Source organism: Mesoterricola sediminis, assembly GCF_030295425.1.
Taxonomy (GTDB): domain Bacteria; phylum Acidobacteriota; class Holophagae; order Holophagales; family Holophagaceae; genus Mesoterricola; species Mesoterricola sediminis.
Genome location: NZ_AP027081.1, coordinates 4,200,587 through 4,214,928 on the forward strand (window position 1 = coordinate 4,200,587; position 14,342 = coordinate 4,214,928).

Below are 14,342 nucleotides of genomic sequence, written 5' to 3' on the forward strand. Positions count from 1 at the left end.
GGGCACACGGGTCCTTCAGGACACCGAGGAGAGGCTTCCGGGCTCCGCGTCCTTGGGGTGGGGGCGGATGGGCATCCCGGGCAGGTCGTTGGCGACCATCACGTCCAGGTTGCGCATGTACTTGGTGAGGAGGGCCCGGAGGGCCTCCGTCTCCTCCTCGGTCATGCCCCGCTCCGACTGGAGGCGGAGCCCCTCCCCGAGGGCCTCCAGCTGCTCGCAGAGGGTGACGCCCTCGGGCGTGAGGCGGATCCGGATGCGGCGCCCGTGATTGGGGTCGGGCCCCACCACCAGGTAACCCCGCTGGGTCATCTGCTGGACCATGCGGGAGATGGTGGGATTGTCCATCCACATGGCCCGGGCCAGCTCGCCGAGGGAGAGGGGCGCGGCCCGGGAGATCACCAGGAGCATCCACACGTGGTGGGGGGTGAGGTCCAGGGGGACGGCCTTGGCCGCGACCAGCTGACGAATGGACCGTCGAGCCGCGACGATCAACATCCCGATGTTCGAGATGGCCAGGCCTATTTCTGATGAGTGGGACATACCCTTACCCTCCAGGCTGTGGGGGACTTGACGTATTGAATTATCATTCAAAAACGCGGCTTGTCAATAAAACTTTTATCCATTTCTTCTTCCACAGACCACCGCCCATCAGCCGCCCCCGGCTTGGAACCCCGTGAAAGGGCACAGAAAATACTATTCCGTAGCGCATGTGCCAGGCCACCCCGCAGGCAGCTGCACATTTACAACCGGAATGGCATATTTATGCATTACAACGTTTACAAATTCAATTCATAATCTCAACGCTGGGCATATGAATTAATTTTCATTTTCATAACTTCAAAACACGCCCATTCGGGGCATCCAGGGGAGGCGTTCATATGAATGATATAAGTCTAGTGGAGGTACATCCAATCACCGGAACGATCGGGTCCCGATCCTTCGTGCCGGCAAGGGTAAGTAAAGGACCCGTACGCCGAGTGCGCTGAGACGCCGGGTCACGCTGACTCGGCGGCTCAGCGCACTCGGCCTACGGGTCCTTTACCTACCGAAGGATCGGGACACGATCGTTCCGGTGATTCGATCTACCTGCCCGAGCGGATCAGTCCTGATGCGCCCGGAGCCGCTCGGCCACCTCGTCCCAGGTCCAGGCGGCCTGGGTGCCGGCCGCCAGGTCCTTCACCGTGACCTCCCCCTTCTCCAGCTCCCCCTCCCCGAGGAGGAGGGCCAGGGGGGCTCCCGTGCGGTTGGCGGTGGTGAGGGCCTTCTTGAGGGCCGAGCCCCGGGTCTCCAGGGTGAAGGCGGCGCCCTGGGCCCACCAGGTGCGGGCAAGGGCGAGGGCCTTCAGGGCCGCGACGGGTCCCAGGGGGATGAGGACCGGCAGGGCGGCGCCCCGGGTCTCCCCGTGGAGCTGCTGCATGAGCATGGCCAGCCGGTCCAGGCCGATGGACCAGCCGAAGGCCGCCACCTGGGGGCCGCCCAGCTGCTTGACCAGCCCGTCGTAGCGGCCACCGCCCAGCAGGGCCGACTGGGCCCCCAGGTCGGAGGAGAGGACCTCGAAGGCCGTGCGGGTGTAGTAGTCCAGGCCCCGGACCAGGCGGGGGTTCTCCTGGAAGGGCAGCCCCAGCTCCGTGAGGACCTCCTTGAGGCGCGCGTGGTGCTCCCGGGAGGCGGGGTCGAGGAAGTCGACCATGACCGGGTGCCCCTCGAGGGCCACCTGGCAGGAGGCGTTCTTGCAGTCCAGGACGCGCAGGGGGTTCTCCTGGATGCGCCGGTGGCAGTCGTCGCAGAACTGGGCCTCGCGCGCCTGGAAGAAGGCCCGGAAGGCCTCGTGGAAGGCCGGCCTGCACTCGGGGGTCCCGACGGAGTTGATGCTGAAGGAGAGGTGCTCCAGGCCCAGCTCCCGGAGGAAGTCGTAGAGCATGACCAGGGATTCCGCCTCGGATTCCGGCGTCGACACCTGGAAGCTCTCGGCGCCGATCTGCCAGAACTGGCGGTAGCGGCCGGCCTGCATGCGCTCGTACCGGAACATGGGGCCGATGTAGTAGAGGAGCTGGGGGTCGCTGGCCTCCAGCATCCGGTGCTGGATCGCGGCCCGGACCACGCCCGCGGTGTTCTCCGGCCGCATGGCGACGTGGCGCCCGCCCTTGTCCACGAAGTCGTACATCTCCTTGTGGACGATGTCGCTGCTTTCCCCCACACTGCGCTTGAAGACCTCGATCTCCTCGAGAATCGGGGTCCGGATCTCCCGGTAGCCGTGGCGGTGGAAGGCGCGCCTTGCGGTATCCTCGATACGCTGGAACCAGTCGAGTTCCTTCCCGAACAAATCGCGCGTGCCTTTGACGGATTGGGCCATCTTGAAACTCCACGGAATCATTCCGCTGCTGCTTACCAGCCTACTGGCTCCCGCCCAAACCCCCAAGCGCCCCGGGGAGGGGGCCCGGCTCGTCGTGTACGTCGACCCGGGCCACGGGGGGGAGGACACCGGCGCCAAGGGGCCCCGGGGCCTCCGGGAGAAGGACGCCGTCCTCGACCTCGCGGCCGCCCTGGCGCGGGAGCTGGAGGCCTCGGGCATGGAGGCCCGGCTCACCCGGGACGCCGACGCCTTCGTCCCCCTCTGGGACCGGGCCCGCATGGCCAACCAGGCCGGGGCCGACCTCTTCGTCAGCCTCCACCTGAACGCCGCCCGCACCCGAGCGGCCAAGGGGTCGGAGGTCTACTTCCTCAGCCTGGGCGCCGGGGACCGGGAGTCCGCCGCCATCGCGGCCCAGGAGAACGGCGCCGGCCCCGGTCCCCTGAGCCCCGATCCGGCCAATGTGGTGGCCGGCATCCTGGACGACCTCGCCCAGGAAGCCTACCTCCGGGAATCCGAGAAGCTCGCCGTGGCCATCCAGGCCCAGCTCAACCGCCTGGGGGGCGTCCGCCAGCGGGGCGTGAAGCAGGCCCCCTTCGTCGTGCTCCGGGGCGCCGCCATGCCCGCCGTCCTCGTCGAGACCGTCTTCATCTCCAACCCGCGGGAGGAGGCCCGGGCCCGGGATCCCATCTTCCTCAGGAAGGCGGCCCAGGCGATCACCCAGGGCATCCGCCACTACTTCGCCGGGGTGGAGGCCACCCCCCGCCGGCGTCCCCAGGGCTGACGCCGCGGGTCATTCGTAGCGCAGCGCGTCGATGGGATCCTGGGCGGCGGCCTTCATCGCGGGCCAGAGGCCGAAGCCCAGGCCGATGGCCGTGCTGATGCCGAAGCCCAGCACCACGCTCCAGAGCGGGGCGGCCGCGGGGAAGTCGAAGGCGTACCGCACGAGGAAGGCGATGCCGAAGCCGGCGGCGATGCCCACGGCCCCGCCCGTGCAGGTGAGGGCCACCGCCTCCACCAGGAACTGGGCGGCGATGTCCTTGCGGGTCGCCCCGAGGGCCTTGCGGACGCCGATCTCCCGGGTGCGTTCGGTGACGCTGACGAGCATGATGTTCATGATGCCGACCCCGCCGACGAGGAGGGCGATGGCCGCGATGAGGACCATGGCCATCGTCACGCCGCCGGTGACCTGCTGGAAGGTCTGGAGGCCCTCCTCGGAGGTCCGGATCGCGAAGTCGTTGGGCTGGTGGGCCTTGAGTCCGCGGTGGGCGCGGAGGATGGCCACCTCCTGGTCCGTCATCTCATGCACCTGCTCCGGGTCCCGGGGGACGGTGGCGATGTGGAGGGTGTCGCCGCGCCCGTTCTTGATCTGGGGGAACATCTCGTCGAAGACCGTCAGCGGGATGAGCATGAGGTTGTCGGCGCTGCCGCCCATCTGGGAGCCCTTCTTCTCGAGCACGCCGATCACCCGCAGCGCCACGCCGCCGACCAGCACCTCCTGGCCGATGGGATCGCGCCCGGGGAAGAGGGGCTTGGCGACGTCCCAGCCGATCACGCACACGTGGGCCCCGTGGGTGAGGTCCGTCTCGGAGATGAACCGGCCGTCCTCCAGGGTGCTGTTGTTCGCCGTGAGGTAGTCGGGGACCACGCCGCCGATGGTGGGGCCGTTGGCCTCGGTGCCCTGGCGGTTCTTCACCGCCCCGGTGCCCGATGCCTGGTAGTACCGCTCGGGGGAGACCGCCCCCGCCAGGGTCGCCAGGCGCTTGAGGGCCGCGGCGTCCTCCAGCGTCAGGTCGCGCCGGCGCCGCTGGTCCTCGGGGATGAGCCCCGGAGGCCCCCCGAAGCGCGGCTCGTACTTCTGGAACTGGACCAGGGTCGTCCCGAAGGCCGAGAAGGCCCCGGTGACGGCCTCGTTGAACCCCGCCACGAAGCTCACCATGGCGATGACCGTGGCCACCCCCGCGACGATGCCCAGCAGGGTCAGGAAGCTGCGCAGCTTCTGCGAGACGATGGCCCGGAAGGCGAAGAGAACGTTCTCCCGGCCCAGGGCGTGGAGGAAGGGGCTGTTTCGGATGGCCTTGAACATGCCGTCCCCTATTCGGCCCGGAGGGCGTCGATGACGGGCAGGTTGGAGGCCCTGCGCGCCGGCAGGAAGCCCGCGGCCAGCCCGATCAGGGTGGAAACGGCGATGCTGGAGATCACGATGCCCGGCGTGATCACGGCGGGGAAGCCCGCCGCCACCCGCACGACCCAGGTCGCGAAGGAGCCCAGGAGCATGCCGACGACGCCCCCCACCAGGCTCAGGATGGCCGCCTCGAGGAGGAACTGCCGCCGGATGTCCCGCTTGCGGGCCCCCAATGCCATGCGGATCCCGATTTCCGTCGTCCGCTCCACGACGCTCACCAGCATGATGTTCATGATGACGATGCCGCCGACCCCCAGGCTCACCGAGGAGACCAGGAGCATGAGGATGAAGGCCGCCTGGCTGATCTGCTTCCACAGCTCCTGGAGGGAATCCTGGGTGAGGAGGCCGAAGGGATCCGGATCCCGGAAGGCCGTGTGCCGCCGGGCCCGCATGAAGGACCGGACCTCGTCCAGGGCCTCCTCCAGGCCCTCGACGCCGCCCGAAGCCTGGGCCGAGATCTGGAGCGAATCCTTGGCGGACAGGAAGTTCTTCCGGTAGACCTGGATGGGGATGCACACGACGGTGTCCCGGCTGAACCCGATGGACGAGCCCTGCCGGGGGAAGACGCCGACGATCCGGAAGGGGAGGCCCCCGATGAGGATCGTCCGGCCGATGGGGTCGACCCCGGGGAACAGCTCGTCCTTGACGTCCGCCCCCACCACGGCGAGGTTGGCCGCCATGTCGTCCTCGGTCTGGGTGAAGTACCGCCCGGCCTCGAACTCGAAGCGGAAGAGGGTGGCGAAATTGGACGTGGAACCGACGATGAGGGTGTTGGACAGGTGCCGGGCGCCGGCGGTGACCTTCATGGACTTCACCGCCCGGGTCGCCACCTGGGAGACGTGGGGCAGCCCCGCGGCGTTGAGGCGCTCGAAGTCCTCGTAGGTGATCAGGGGACGCTTGAGGGCCTGGATGAAGTCCTTCTGGGACTGGATGATCCCGAACCGGTCGATGATGAACACCTCCGGGGCGAAGGTGATCACCTTCTCCTTCACGAAGGCGTCCAGGCCGGAAATCACCCCGACGACCCCCACGATCGTGGTCACGCCGATCACCACCCCGAGCAGGGTGAGGAAGCTCCGCAGCTTGTGGGCCTTGAGGGCCCTCAGCGCGGAGAGGACCAGCTCGTACAGCTTCATCAGCCTTCCTTCTTGGGCGCGGCGGCCTTCTTCTTCTCCACGCGGATGTCCTCGCCGCCCTTGAGGTCACGCAGGACCTTGAAGGGGCCGATCACCAGCTTCTCGCCGCCGTTGAGGCCGCTGGCGACCTCCACGTTCATGTCGCCGGTGAGGCCGGTCTTGATGGGCCTGAACACCGCCTTGCCGCCCTCCATCACGAAGACGCCCTCCTCCTCGCGGGGTTCGCCCGGCTTGAAGGTCTGCCCGGGCTTGAGCTTGATCTCCTTCATCACGAGGGCCTGGAGGGGCACGGCCAGGACGTTGTCGCGGCTGCCGGTGAAGATGTCGGCCTGGGCCGAGAGGCCGGGCTTGATGGTGATAGGGGGGTTCTTGATCTGGACCTTGACCTTGAACTTGATGGCCTCGTTGGTGCTGGTCTGGACGATGGGGCTGCCGCCCACCTCGGTGACCACGCCCTGGAACACCTGGTTGGGGTAGGCGTCGATGCGGACCTGGGCCTCCTGCCCGAGGCGGACGGTGGGGATGGAGGCCTCGTCGACCTCCATCTCGGCCTCGACCTTGTTCATGTCGGAGACGGTGACCAGCACGGTGCCGGGCTGGTTCTGGAGGCCGATGACCGCGGTCTCGCCCAGCTCGATGCGCTTGGCGGTGACGACGCCGTCCATGGGGGCGGTGATGCGGGTCTTGTTCAGGGTGTCCCGGCCGCCGGCGAGATCGGCCCTGGCCTGGTCCACGCGCTGCTGGGCGCCGGCGAAGGCGGACTGGGCGGTGCGGAAGGCGGTGGAGGACTGCTCGTAGTCGCTCTGGGAGATGATGCCGGCCTTGTGGTTCGCCTCGGCGCGCCGGAAGTCGGAGCGGGCCTGCTCCAGCCGGGCCTTCGCCGTCTCGAAATCGTGGCTCGTGGCCTGGTACGAGGCCTGGAGGCTCGCCACCGTGGCCTTGGACCGGACGGGGTCGATCTCCAGGAGGAGGTCCCCCTTGCGGACGACGTCCCCCTCCTTGACCTTGAGCTGGGTGACCGGACCCATCACATTGGCGGTGATGTCCACCTTCTTGACGGCCTGGACCTTGCCGTTGGCGCTCACCTTGGCCTGGATGTTCTCCTTGGCGACCGTGGCGACCTGGACGGGAAGGCCCTTGTCACCGCGGCTGGCCGCGATCCCGATGACCACGACGGCGGCCAATCCGCCGCCAAGAATCCACATCTGCTTGGGTTTCATCGAAACGACCTCCCGGACCGCGGCCCATGGACAATAAACGGAGGGCCGGGGTCGTTCGTTTAGTTAACCACGGGGACCGGGAGCGGTTCTGCCCGCGGACGGCACTTTTGCAAATATTCCGGACGGTCCGGCGTCCTATGATCGAAGGGGCCCCCCGGGCCCGCCGGAGCGCCATGTCCCGAATGCCTGAATCCCTGCGATCCCTCGGGTTCCGCAACTTCCGCCTCTTCTTCATGGGCCAGCTGGTGTCCCTGATCGGCACCTGGATGCAGAGCGTCGCCCTGTCCTGGCTCGTCTACCGCCTCACGGGCAAGGCCGCCCTCCTGGGCCTGGTGGCCTTCGCCAGCCAGATCCCCATCTTCCTCCTGGGCAGCTTCGGCGGGGTATTGGCGGACCGGGTCGATCCCCGGCGCCTCCTCATCCTCACCCAGGCCCTCCAGATGGCGCAGGCCTTCGTCCTCGCCGCGCTGACCCTGACGGGGTGGATCCGCCCCTGGCAGATCCTCGCCCTGGCCACGGGGCTGGGCGTCATCAACGCCTTCGACCTGCCGGGGCGCCAGGTCCTCGTGGCCCGGACCGTGGACCGGGAGCATCTGCCCAACGCGATCGCGCTCAACAGCTCCATCTTCCACGGCAGCCGCGTCCTGGGCCCGGCGGTGGCGGGGCTCCTGGTGGCGGCCATCGGCGAGGGCTGGTGCTTCCTGGCCAACGGCGTCAGCTTCCTGGCCGTCATCGCCGGCCTGGCCATGATGGACCTCCCGCCCTGGGTGTCCCGGGACGACCATCCCCCCGTCCTCACCCACATCGCCGAAGGCCTGCGCTTCGTGGCCGCGAACCGGCGGGTGGGCCTCCTCCTCCTGCTCCTGGGGGTCGTGTGCCTCATGGCCATGCCCTACACCGTGCTGATGCCCATCTTCGCGGACAGCATCCTCAAGGGCGGCGCCAGGGGCCTGGGCCTCCTCATGGGCGCCTCCGGCCTCGGCGCCGTCCTGGGCGCCGCAGCCCTGGCCGGGAGGAAGGGGCACGCGGGCCTGGAGCGCACGGCCTGGGTGGGCGCCGCCGCCGTGGGGATCGTCCTCACCGCCTTCGCCTTCTCCAGGGTCTTCTGGCTCTCCATGGTCCTCATGGTCCCGGCGGGCATGGCCATGGTCTCCCACATGACGAGCAACAACACCCTCGTCCAGATGCTGATCCCGGACGCCATGCGGGGCCGGGTGATGGCCTTCCACGCCATGACCTTCACGGTGGCCATGCCCATCGGCGCGCTCGTCATGGGCCTCCTGGCCCACAGGCTGGGGGCCCCCCTCACCGTCGCCCTCGGCGGCCTCGGCTGCGTCGCCGGGGCCCTCGCCTTCGCCGCGGCCTACCCCCGTCCGGAGGAGGACCCGGCGGGGCTCAGCGATCCATCTCGCCCGCGATGATGTTCATGGCGCCGAGGACGGAGACGGCGTCCGCGATGAGGCGGCCCTTCACCTGCTCGTCGAAGGAGCTGAAGATGGGGAAGCAGGGCGGACGCACGTGGATGCGGTACGGGCTCTTGGTGCCGTCGGAGACGATGTAGAAGCCCAGCTCGCCGTTGGCGGCCTCGGTGGCCGAGTAGACCTCGCCCACGGGCATCTCGATGCCGTGCATGATGAGCTTGAAGTGGTGGATCAGGCTCTCCATGCGGGTGTAGACCTTCTCCTTGGGCGGCAGGGCGACCTTGTAGTCGTCCACGATGACCGGGCCGGGCCCGATCTCCTTGAGCCGGTCCAGGCACTGGCGCACGATCCGCAGCGACTGGCGCATCTCCTCGGTGCGGACCAGGTAGCGGTCGTAGACGTCGCCGGTGGTGCCGACGGCGATGTCGAACTGGTAGGTCTCGTAGTCCAGGTAGGGCTGGGCGACCCGCAGGTCGTGGGCCACGCCGGCCGCGCGGAGGCAGGGGCCCGTGTAGCCCCAGTTGATGGCGTTCTCGGGCGTGATCGCGCCGACCCCCTTGGTGCGGTCGGCCCAGATGGGGTTGTGGGTGAGGAGCTTCTCCATCTCGTCGATGGTGCGCTCGCAGCTCTCGAGGAACTGGCCGCACAGGGGCTCGAACTCCGCCGGGATGTCCCGGAAGAGGCCGCCGATGCGGGTGAAGCTGGAGTGCAGGCGCTGGCCGGCCATCATCTCGAAGAGGTCGTAGATGGTCTCCCGCTCCTTGAACATGTAGAGGAAGGCCGTGTAGGCGCCGATGTCCACGGCGTTGATGCCGATGCAGACCAGGTGGTCCCCGATGCGGGCCAGTTCCGAGCAGAGCACCCGCAGCACCCGCGAGCGGGGCGGGTCCTGCACGCCCAGGAGCTTCTCCACCGCCAGGGTGTAGCCCACGTTGTTCATGAGGGAGCTGCAGTAGTTCAGGCGGTCCGTGAGGGGGATGAACTGCTGGTAGGTCAGGTTCTCGCCCAGCTTCTCGACGCCCCGGTGGAGGTAGCCGATCTGGGGGGTGGCCTTCACGATGATCTCGCCCTCGAGCTCCAGCACGATGTGGAGGGTCCCGTGGGTGACCGGGTGGGAGGGCCCCATATTGACGATCATGCGGTCGCCGTCGGAGGCCTGGGCGGTGGGGTTGGGTGCCATCGTCTTAGACATTGAGGGATCTCGCGTCGGGGGAATAGGAGGCGCCGATGTCCTGGCTGCAGAACACGTCCCCGCCGTCCAGCGGGAAGTCCTTGCGCAGGGGGTGGCCCGGGAAGTCCTCCCACATCAGGAGGCGGCGCGGGTCGGGGTGGCCCTCGAAGGGGATGCCGAACATGTCCATGGTCTCCCGCTCGGCCCAGTCCGCCGACTTGAACCGGCTCACGAGGCTGGGGACCGCCTCGCCCTCGCCCACCCGCATCTTGATGCGGAGGCGCTCCTGGCTGGCCAGGTTGAGGAGGTGGTAGACGACGTCGAAGCGGGGATCCCGCTGCCCGCCGTCCACCGCGGTCACGTCGAGGAGCAGCTGGAACCCCTCCCGGTAGACCAGGTCGATCACCTCCAGGAAGCGGTCGCGGCCGACGACGATGGTCTGGTCGCCCCGGAAGGCGTGCCTGTCCAGCACGGCCCCGGGAAGGATTTCGTCAATGCGTTCAGTCACCATGCGCGCGTCCTCGAAGCTCACCAGATCCGTTGATCGCCGTTTTCACCGGCGGCCAGCACCATCTCGCGGACCACCTGGTGATTGGAAAGGCCCCGGGCCTCCTGGAGGGCCTCCTGCCGGGCCATGGACGCGTAGAACCGCTCGATGTGCTCCCGCCGGCCCTTGAGGGTCTCCTGCGTGATCTTCTCCTGGAGCTTCATGGCGCCGTAGATCATGGACTCGGGCCTGGGCGGGCACCCGGGGACGTACACGTCCACCGGCACCACGCGGTCGATGCCCTGCAGGGTGGAGTAGGTGCGGTACATCCCCCCGCTGGAGGCGCACACGCCCACCGCCAGGACCCACTTGGGCTCGGCCATCTGGGAGTAGACCTGGCGCAGGATGGGGGCCTGCTTGTTGGTGATGGTGCCCAGGACGAGGAGCATGTCGCTCTGCCGCGGGGAGAAGCGCAGGGCCTCGGCCCCGAAGCGGGAGAAGTCGTAGCGGCTGGCCATCATGGACATGAACTCGATGGCGCAGCAGGCGGTGCCGAAGGGCAGCGGCCACAGGCTGTTCTTGCGGGCCCAGTTGACCACGGCGTCGAGCCGGGTCGTCATCACCGAATCGTCGAGGTGGATGCCGGTCATGTCAGCGCTCCCATTCCAGGGCGCCCTTGCCCCAGGCGTAGGCGTAACCCACCAGGAGCGTGGCCACGAAGCTCAGGCAGGCCCAGAAGGTCCAGAGGTGGGCCTTGTACTGGACGGCCCAGGGGAAGAGGAAGGCCGCCTCCACGTCGAACAGGATGAAGAGCATGGCCACCAGGTAGAACTTGATGCTGTAGCGGTGCCGCGCGCCCTCCTGGAGGGGCGGGGCGCCGCACTCGTAGGGGGTCAGCTTGTAGGGCTGGGGGTTCTCCGGCTTGAGGAGGCCGGGCAGGATCTTGCCGGAGACCACCAGGATGGCGGCGCCGACGAGGGCCGCCAGCAGGAGCAGCAGCAGAACGGGCAGGAAGGGGTGGGAGGTGTCGGTCATGGGGGTTCCGGGGCGTCGGAGCGCCAATCCATGATCATAGCCTCAAGTGCCGGGGTTTTGCCCCGGGCTCCTCGCTATAATCCCCCCCATGGCCATCCGCGATTCCCAGACCGTCGTCCTCAGCCGGCAGGCCATCCTCCTGGTGACGGCGGTGGGGGTGGGGCTCCTGACCCTCTGTTACGTGCTTGGCGTGCAGGTCGGCAAGCAGAGCGCCGCCCTCCGCCGGCCCCTGTCCAAGGGCGCTGGGGAGGAACTGGACGAATTGCCCGCGAGTCTGGCCGACCAGCTCAAGGCCCTGGAACAGACGGGCGCTGGCGCCGGCTTCACCAAGCCCCAGAAGCCGGTCGAGCCCAAGCCCGAGGCGCCGGCCGAGACGAAGGCCCCCGCCGCGCCCGAACCGGCCCGCAAGGACCCGGAGCCGGCCCCGGCCAAGGAGGCGGAGGCCGAGGGCCTCTGGGTCCTCCAGATCGTGTCGACCCCGGACGCCGCGGAGGCCAAGGCCATGCTGGCCAAGGCGAGGGCCGCGGGCTTCCAGGCCCAGACGGTCCATGAAAAGAATCTGTACAAGGTCCGGGTCCAACCGGCGGCCAAGCGCGCCGTGGCCGATGCGACAGCCAAGAAGCTGAAGAACCACGGATTCAAGCCCTTCGCCGTCCGGGCGGAACCATGAAGAACCTGATCCCCTCCTTCCTGCCCACCCCCCGCCCCGCGCTCCAGGAAGGCCCCACCGAGATCCCCCACGCCCGGCGCATCTTCCCCCTCCGGAACCTCCACTTCCGGGACGTGAAGGCCGTCGGGTTCGACATGGACTACACCCTGAGCCACTACCGGTCCCCCGAGATCGAGGACTTGGCCTACCAGCACTCCGTCCGGCTCCTGGTGGCGGAGAAGGGCTACCCCGCCTGGCTCCTCGACACCCGCTTCGACCCCGCCTTCGCCATCCGCGGGCTGGTGCTCGACGGCGGGCGGGGCAATCTGCTCAAGCTGAACAGCGAGCGCCAGGTGGTCCGGGCGTCCCATGGCACCCGGCCCCTCACCCGGGAGGAGATCGACGCCACCTATGAACGCCGGCGGCTGATCAGCCGGGGCGGCAGCTACCGGAGCATCGACACCCTGTTCGAGATCCCCGAATGCCACCTCTACGCCGTCCTGGTGGACGCGGCCGAGGCGGGTCGTCTGCCGGGTAAGGACCCCCTCCTCCTCTTCCAGGATGTCCGCTGGGCCATCGATTCCGCCCACCGCCTGGGCGTCATGAAAGCCGAGATCCTGGGAAATCTTGATTTGTTCATCATAAGGGACCCGGACCTGCCCGCGGCCCTGGACCGGTGGAAGCGGGCGGGTAAAAAGCTCTTCGTCGTCAGCAACAGTGAATGGAGTTTTACACAAGGCGTGCTCAGCTACTTGCTGGACGGCCAGGATCCGGGCCGGCCGCTTTGGACCGATTATTTCGACTTGGTCGTCGTAAGTGCCCGGAAGCCCGTTTTTTTCCTGGAAACGCCCGAGCCCGAACCCCTTCCCGGGCAGACGGCCGCCTACCGGGGCGGCAATGCCCTCTGGATGGAAGAATTATTGGATGCCCGGGGGGAGGAGATCCTGTACGTGGGCGACCACATCTACGGCGACATCCTCCGCTCCAAGAAGAACGTCAGCTGGCACACCATGCTTCTAATCCCAGAACTCACAGCGACTTTGGAGCAATTCGAAGAGCAGGCGCACGAACTGCAGGAATTCATGCGCCTGGAAGCCGACCGGAGGAAATCCGAACTCCGGGCCGGTTTCCTGGACAACCTCCTGAAGCGGAACCGGGAGCACCGCCACCTCCTCTCCGGGCGTCTTTCTCCTGAAGCCATGCACGCGCTCGACTTAGAAGCCGTCCAACTCCGGTCGGAACGGGATGCCCGCCTGGAGGCGGCCGCCCGCGACAGCGCCCGCATCGCCCAGCTGGACGAACGTCTGGAGGCCACCTTCAATCGCCCCTGGGGAAGCATATTCCGGGACGGTTACGACCAAACCCGCTTTGCCGACCAGATCCAAACCTATGCTTGCGCGTACACTGGGCGGATCAGTAACCTGTATATGGTTGATCCCTCAACCGCACTTTATGCACCGGTTCCGACACTTCCGCACGAGCAGGCCTGAAGCTTTTTCACCAGGGCGGGTCTTGAAAATGCATGGAACAGGCTTCAGTTTCTGTTCATCAAAGACCCGTGCCGTTGCATAAGGTAGGGCATTTAGTCATGCTGTCATGAAACCAGGAGCGTCCAAATTGAAGCGATTCGATTCCAATTCCGAAGCCCCGCTTTCCACGGCTACCCTGGGTGACCGGATCAAGGCCGTACGACTTACCTGGCGATGGTCCCAGGAGGAGATGGCCGAGGCCCTCCGCGTGGACCAGGCCTCCATCTCCTTCTGGGAACGCGACAAGATCAAGCCCTCGGGCTCCGCCATCGTCGCGCTGGCCTCCCTGTTCCGCACGAGCACCGAGGCCCTGGAGGCGGGCACGGGCTTCAAGATTCCGGATCCGCCCTCGCACCCGGAATCCGCGAAGGTCGATCGCGAGTTCCCCCGGAGCGTGAGCCTGCCGGCCGGCAGCGAGGACGTGGTCATGGTCGTCGACCTGGCCGACGGCTCCTCCAAGGGCAAGCAGCTCTCGGAGGCCATGATGAGCCTCGTGCAGGGCGTCAAGGACAGCCGGCGCGTCTGGGTCGTCCTCGAGTAGCAGCCTCCCCTCCGCCAGGCCGCCTTGGCCTCATCCAGGAGCCGCGGGAGCCAACGGTCCATCTGGTGCCGGAACCGCTGGACCAGGCCCTCGGGCGTCTCCCCTTGGACGAGGACGATGGGCACCGGGCGGGTGACGGCGGCCCCGCCCCCGTCCAGGAGGGTGGCCCGGGCCTCCAGGTGGTAGGTGGCCCCGCGGGCGCCGTCGGGGCTGGCGAAGATGAACGCCGGCCCCGCCGCCCCGCCTGAAAAGGCCAGGTCCAGCACCAGGTCGGGCGCCGCATCCCGGGGCGTCGGCCCGCAGCTGGCCGCCAGGGCCCGGAGGTAGGCCTCCACGCCGGGGGGCAACTCGGCGTTGGTGCGCAGGGCCAGGGTCAGCTTCGCCAGGTCCAGGGGGGGCAGCGGCGCCCGGCCCAGCTCCTCCAGGCGCGCCGCCACCACCGCCTGCTCCGCGCGCATGGCCGCCAATAAGTCCGGACCGGCCTCCAGCCGCTCGGCGTCGAGCGCCAGGCGGTCCAGGTCCGAAGCCGCCTGCCGCGTCCGCCACAGCGCCCGGCGGCTCACCTCGGGCCCGAGGCGGAGCCGGGCCTCCCGGAGCCGATCCAAGCGAACGGCCAGG

Annotated in this window: 14 protein-coding genes; 5 read left to right on the top strand and 9 right to left on the bottom strand. The window is 68.1% G+C overall.

The window, feature by feature from the left end:
- Window positions 1–15: 15 nt before the first annotated feature.
- Entirely contained in the window at window positions 16–495 is a 480-nt protein-coding gene (locus tag R2J75_RS18240) for a MarR family winged helix-turn-helix transcriptional regulator (RefSeq protein WP_243332706.1), read from the bottom strand.
- Window positions 496–1,099: 604 nt separating this feature from the next.
- Window positions 1,100–2,353, bottom strand: coding sequence for a histidine--tRNA ligase (hisS, locus tag R2J75_RS18245; RefSeq protein WP_316410753.1), 1,254 nt, complete (start codon window positions 2,351–2,353; stop codon window positions 1,100–1,102).
- Between the two features lies 1 nt (window position 2,354).
- On the opposite strand from hisS, the gene R2J75_RS18250 reads away from it, so the two are divergent.
- Entirely contained in the window at window positions 2,355–3,134 is a 780-nt protein-coding gene (locus tag R2J75_RS18250; RefSeq protein ID WP_243332703.1) for an N-acetylmuramoyl-L-alanine amidase family protein, read from the top strand.
- 9 nt (window positions 3,135–3,143) lie between these two features.
- Here R2J75_RS18250 and R2J75_RS18255 read toward each other — a convergent pair whose 3' ends face one another.
- The 3 genes from R2J75_RS18255 to R2J75_RS18265 are packed head-to-tail and all read right to left on the bottom strand — an operon-like array spanning window position 3,144 to window position 6,891.
- Window positions 3,144–4,436: an ABC transporter permease gene (locus R2J75_RS18255; RefSeq protein WP_243332701.1), complete on the bottom strand. Its 1,293-nt coding sequence runs from the start codon at window positions 4,434–4,436 to the stop codon at window positions 3,144–3,146.
- 8 nt (window positions 4,437–4,444) lie between these two features.
- Window positions 4,445–5,671, bottom strand: a complete 1,227-nt coding sequence (locus R2J75_RS18260; protein ID WP_243332699.1) for an ABC transporter permease — start codon at window positions 5,669–5,671, stop codon at window positions 4,445–4,447.
- Window positions 5,671–6,891 carry an efflux RND transporter periplasmic adaptor subunit gene (locus R2J75_RS18265; RefSeq protein WP_243346874.1) on the bottom strand — a complete coding sequence of 407 codons (1,221 nt, stop codon included), beginning with the start codon at window positions 6,889–6,891 and terminating at the stop codon, window positions 5,671–5,673. Before R2J75_RS18265 ends, R2J75_RS18260 begins: the two co-directional genes overlap by 1 nt.
- Window positions 6,892–7,073: 182 nt before the next feature.
- Here R2J75_RS18265 and R2J75_RS18270 point away from each other — a divergent pair, with 182 nt between their 5' ends.
- Window positions 7,074–8,312: an MFS transporter gene (locus R2J75_RS18270; protein WP_243332694.1), complete on the top strand. Its 1,239-nt coding sequence runs from the start codon at window positions 7,074–7,076 to the stop codon at window positions 8,310–8,312.
- Here the strand turns inward: R2J75_RS18270 and nuoD are convergent.
- From nuoD to R2J75_RS18290, 4 genes are read right to left on the bottom strand one after another with little or no spacing between them, the layout of a single operon-like run.
- Window positions 8,287–9,504, bottom strand: coding sequence for an NADH dehydrogenase (quinone) subunit D (nuoD, locus tag R2J75_RS18275; protein WP_316410754.1), 1,218 nt, complete (start codon window positions 9,502–9,504; stop codon window positions 8,287–8,289). The two genes, R2J75_RS18270 and nuoD, sit on opposite strands and share 26 nt — an antisense overlap.
- Entirely contained in the window at window positions 9,497–9,994 is a 498-nt protein-coding gene (locus tag R2J75_RS18280; protein ID WP_243332685.1) for an NADH-quinone oxidoreductase subunit C, read from the bottom strand. Before R2J75_RS18280 ends, nuoD begins: the two co-directional genes overlap by 8 nt.
- A gap of 17 nt (window positions 9,995–10,011) precedes the next feature.
- A complete protein-coding gene (locus R2J75_RS18285; RefSeq protein WP_243332684.1) occupies window positions 10,012–10,620 on the bottom strand; it encodes an NADH-quinone oxidoreductase subunit B in 609 nt (202 codons plus the stop codon).
- Between the two features lies 1 nt (window position 10,621).
- On the bottom strand, window positions 10,622–11,005 hold the full coding sequence (locus R2J75_RS18290) for an NADH-quinone oxidoreductase subunit A (RefSeq protein ID WP_243332682.1): 384 nt from the start codon (window positions 11,003–11,005) through the stop codon (window positions 10,622–10,624).
- An 88-nt stretch (window positions 11,006–11,093) separates the two neighbouring features.
- On the opposite strand from R2J75_RS18290, the gene R2J75_RS18295 reads away from it, so the two are divergent.
- The 3 genes from R2J75_RS18295 to R2J75_RS20020 all read left to right on the top strand — a co-directional run bounded on the left by R2J75_RS18295 (window position 11,094) and on the right by R2J75_RS20020 (window position 13,724).
- Window positions 11,094–11,675 (top strand): SPOR domain-containing protein, encoded by a 582-nt coding sequence (locus tag R2J75_RS18295; RefSeq protein ID WP_243332680.1) that lies wholly within the window; start codon window positions 11,094–11,096, stop codon window positions 11,673–11,675.
- Window positions 11,672–13,144: an HAD-IG family 5'-nucleotidase gene (locus R2J75_RS18300; RefSeq protein WP_243332679.1), complete on the top strand. Its 1,473-nt coding sequence runs from the start codon at window positions 11,672–11,674 to the stop codon at window positions 13,142–13,144. Before R2J75_RS18295 ends, R2J75_RS18300 begins: the two co-directional genes overlap by 4 nt.
- A gap of 229 nt (window positions 13,145–13,373) precedes the next feature.
- On the top strand, window positions 13,374–13,724 hold the full coding sequence (locus tag R2J75_RS20020; RefSeq protein ID WP_394365863.1) for a helix-turn-helix domain-containing protein: 351 nt from the start codon (window positions 13,374–13,376) through the stop codon (window positions 13,722–13,724).
- The last annotated feature ends 618 nt before the right edge of the window (window positions 13,725–14,342 follow it).

What these genes read in the sequence shown, in the direction of transcription:
- R2J75_RS18240 (WP_243332706.1), bottom strand. Translation starts at nt 495, where the DNA reads ATGTTGATCGTCGCGGCTCGACGGTCCATTCGTCAGCTGGTCGCGGCC.
- hisS (WP_316410753.1), bottom strand. Translation starts at nt 2,353, where the DNA reads ATGGCCCAATCCGTCAAAGGCACGCGCGATTTGTTCGGGAAGGAACTC.
- R2J75_RS18255 (WP_243332701.1), bottom strand. Translation starts at nt 4,436, where the DNA reads ATGTTCAAGGCCATCCGAAACAGCCCCTTCCTCCACGCCCTGGGCCGG.
- R2J75_RS18260 (WP_243332699.1), bottom strand. Translation starts at nt 5,671, where the DNA reads ATGAAGCTGTACGAGCTGGTCCTCTCCGCGCTGAGGGCCCTCAAGGCC.
- R2J75_RS18265 (WP_243346874.1), bottom strand. Translation starts at nt 6,891, where the DNA reads ATGAAACCCAAGCAGATGTGGATTCTTGGCGGCGGATTGGCCGCCGTC.
- R2J75_RS18270 (WP_243332694.1), top strand. Translation starts at nt 7,074, where the DNA reads ATGCCTGAATCCCTGCGATCCCTCGGGTTCCGCAACTTCCGCCTCTTC.
- nuoD (WP_316410754.1), bottom strand. Translation starts at nt 9,504, where the DNA reads ATGTCTAAGACGATGGCACCCAACCCCACCGCCCAGGCCTCCGACGGC.
- R2J75_RS18280 (WP_243332685.1), bottom strand. Translation starts at nt 9,994, where the DNA reads ATGGTGACTGAACGCATTGACGAAATCCTTCCCGGGGCCGTGCTGGAC.
- R2J75_RS18285 (WP_243332684.1), bottom strand. Translation starts at nt 10,620, where the DNA reads ATGACCGGCATCCACCTCGACGATTCGGTGATGACGACCCGGCTCGAC.
- R2J75_RS18290 (WP_243332682.1), bottom strand. Translation starts at nt 11,005, where the DNA reads ATGACCGACACCTCCCACCCCTTCCTGCCCGTTCTGCTGCTGCTCCTG.
- R2J75_RS18295 (WP_243332680.1), top strand. Translation starts at nt 11,094, where the DNA reads ATGGCCATCCGCGATTCCCAGACCGTCGTCCTCAGCCGGCAGGCCATC.
- R2J75_RS18300 (WP_243332679.1), top strand. Translation starts at nt 11,672, where the DNA reads ATGAAGAACCTGATCCCCTCCTTCCTGCCCACCCCCCGCCCCGCGCTC.
- R2J75_RS20020 (WP_394365863.1), top strand. Translation starts at nt 13,374, where the DNA reads ATGGCCGAGGCCCTCCGCGTGGACCAGGCCTCCATCTCCTTCTGGGAA.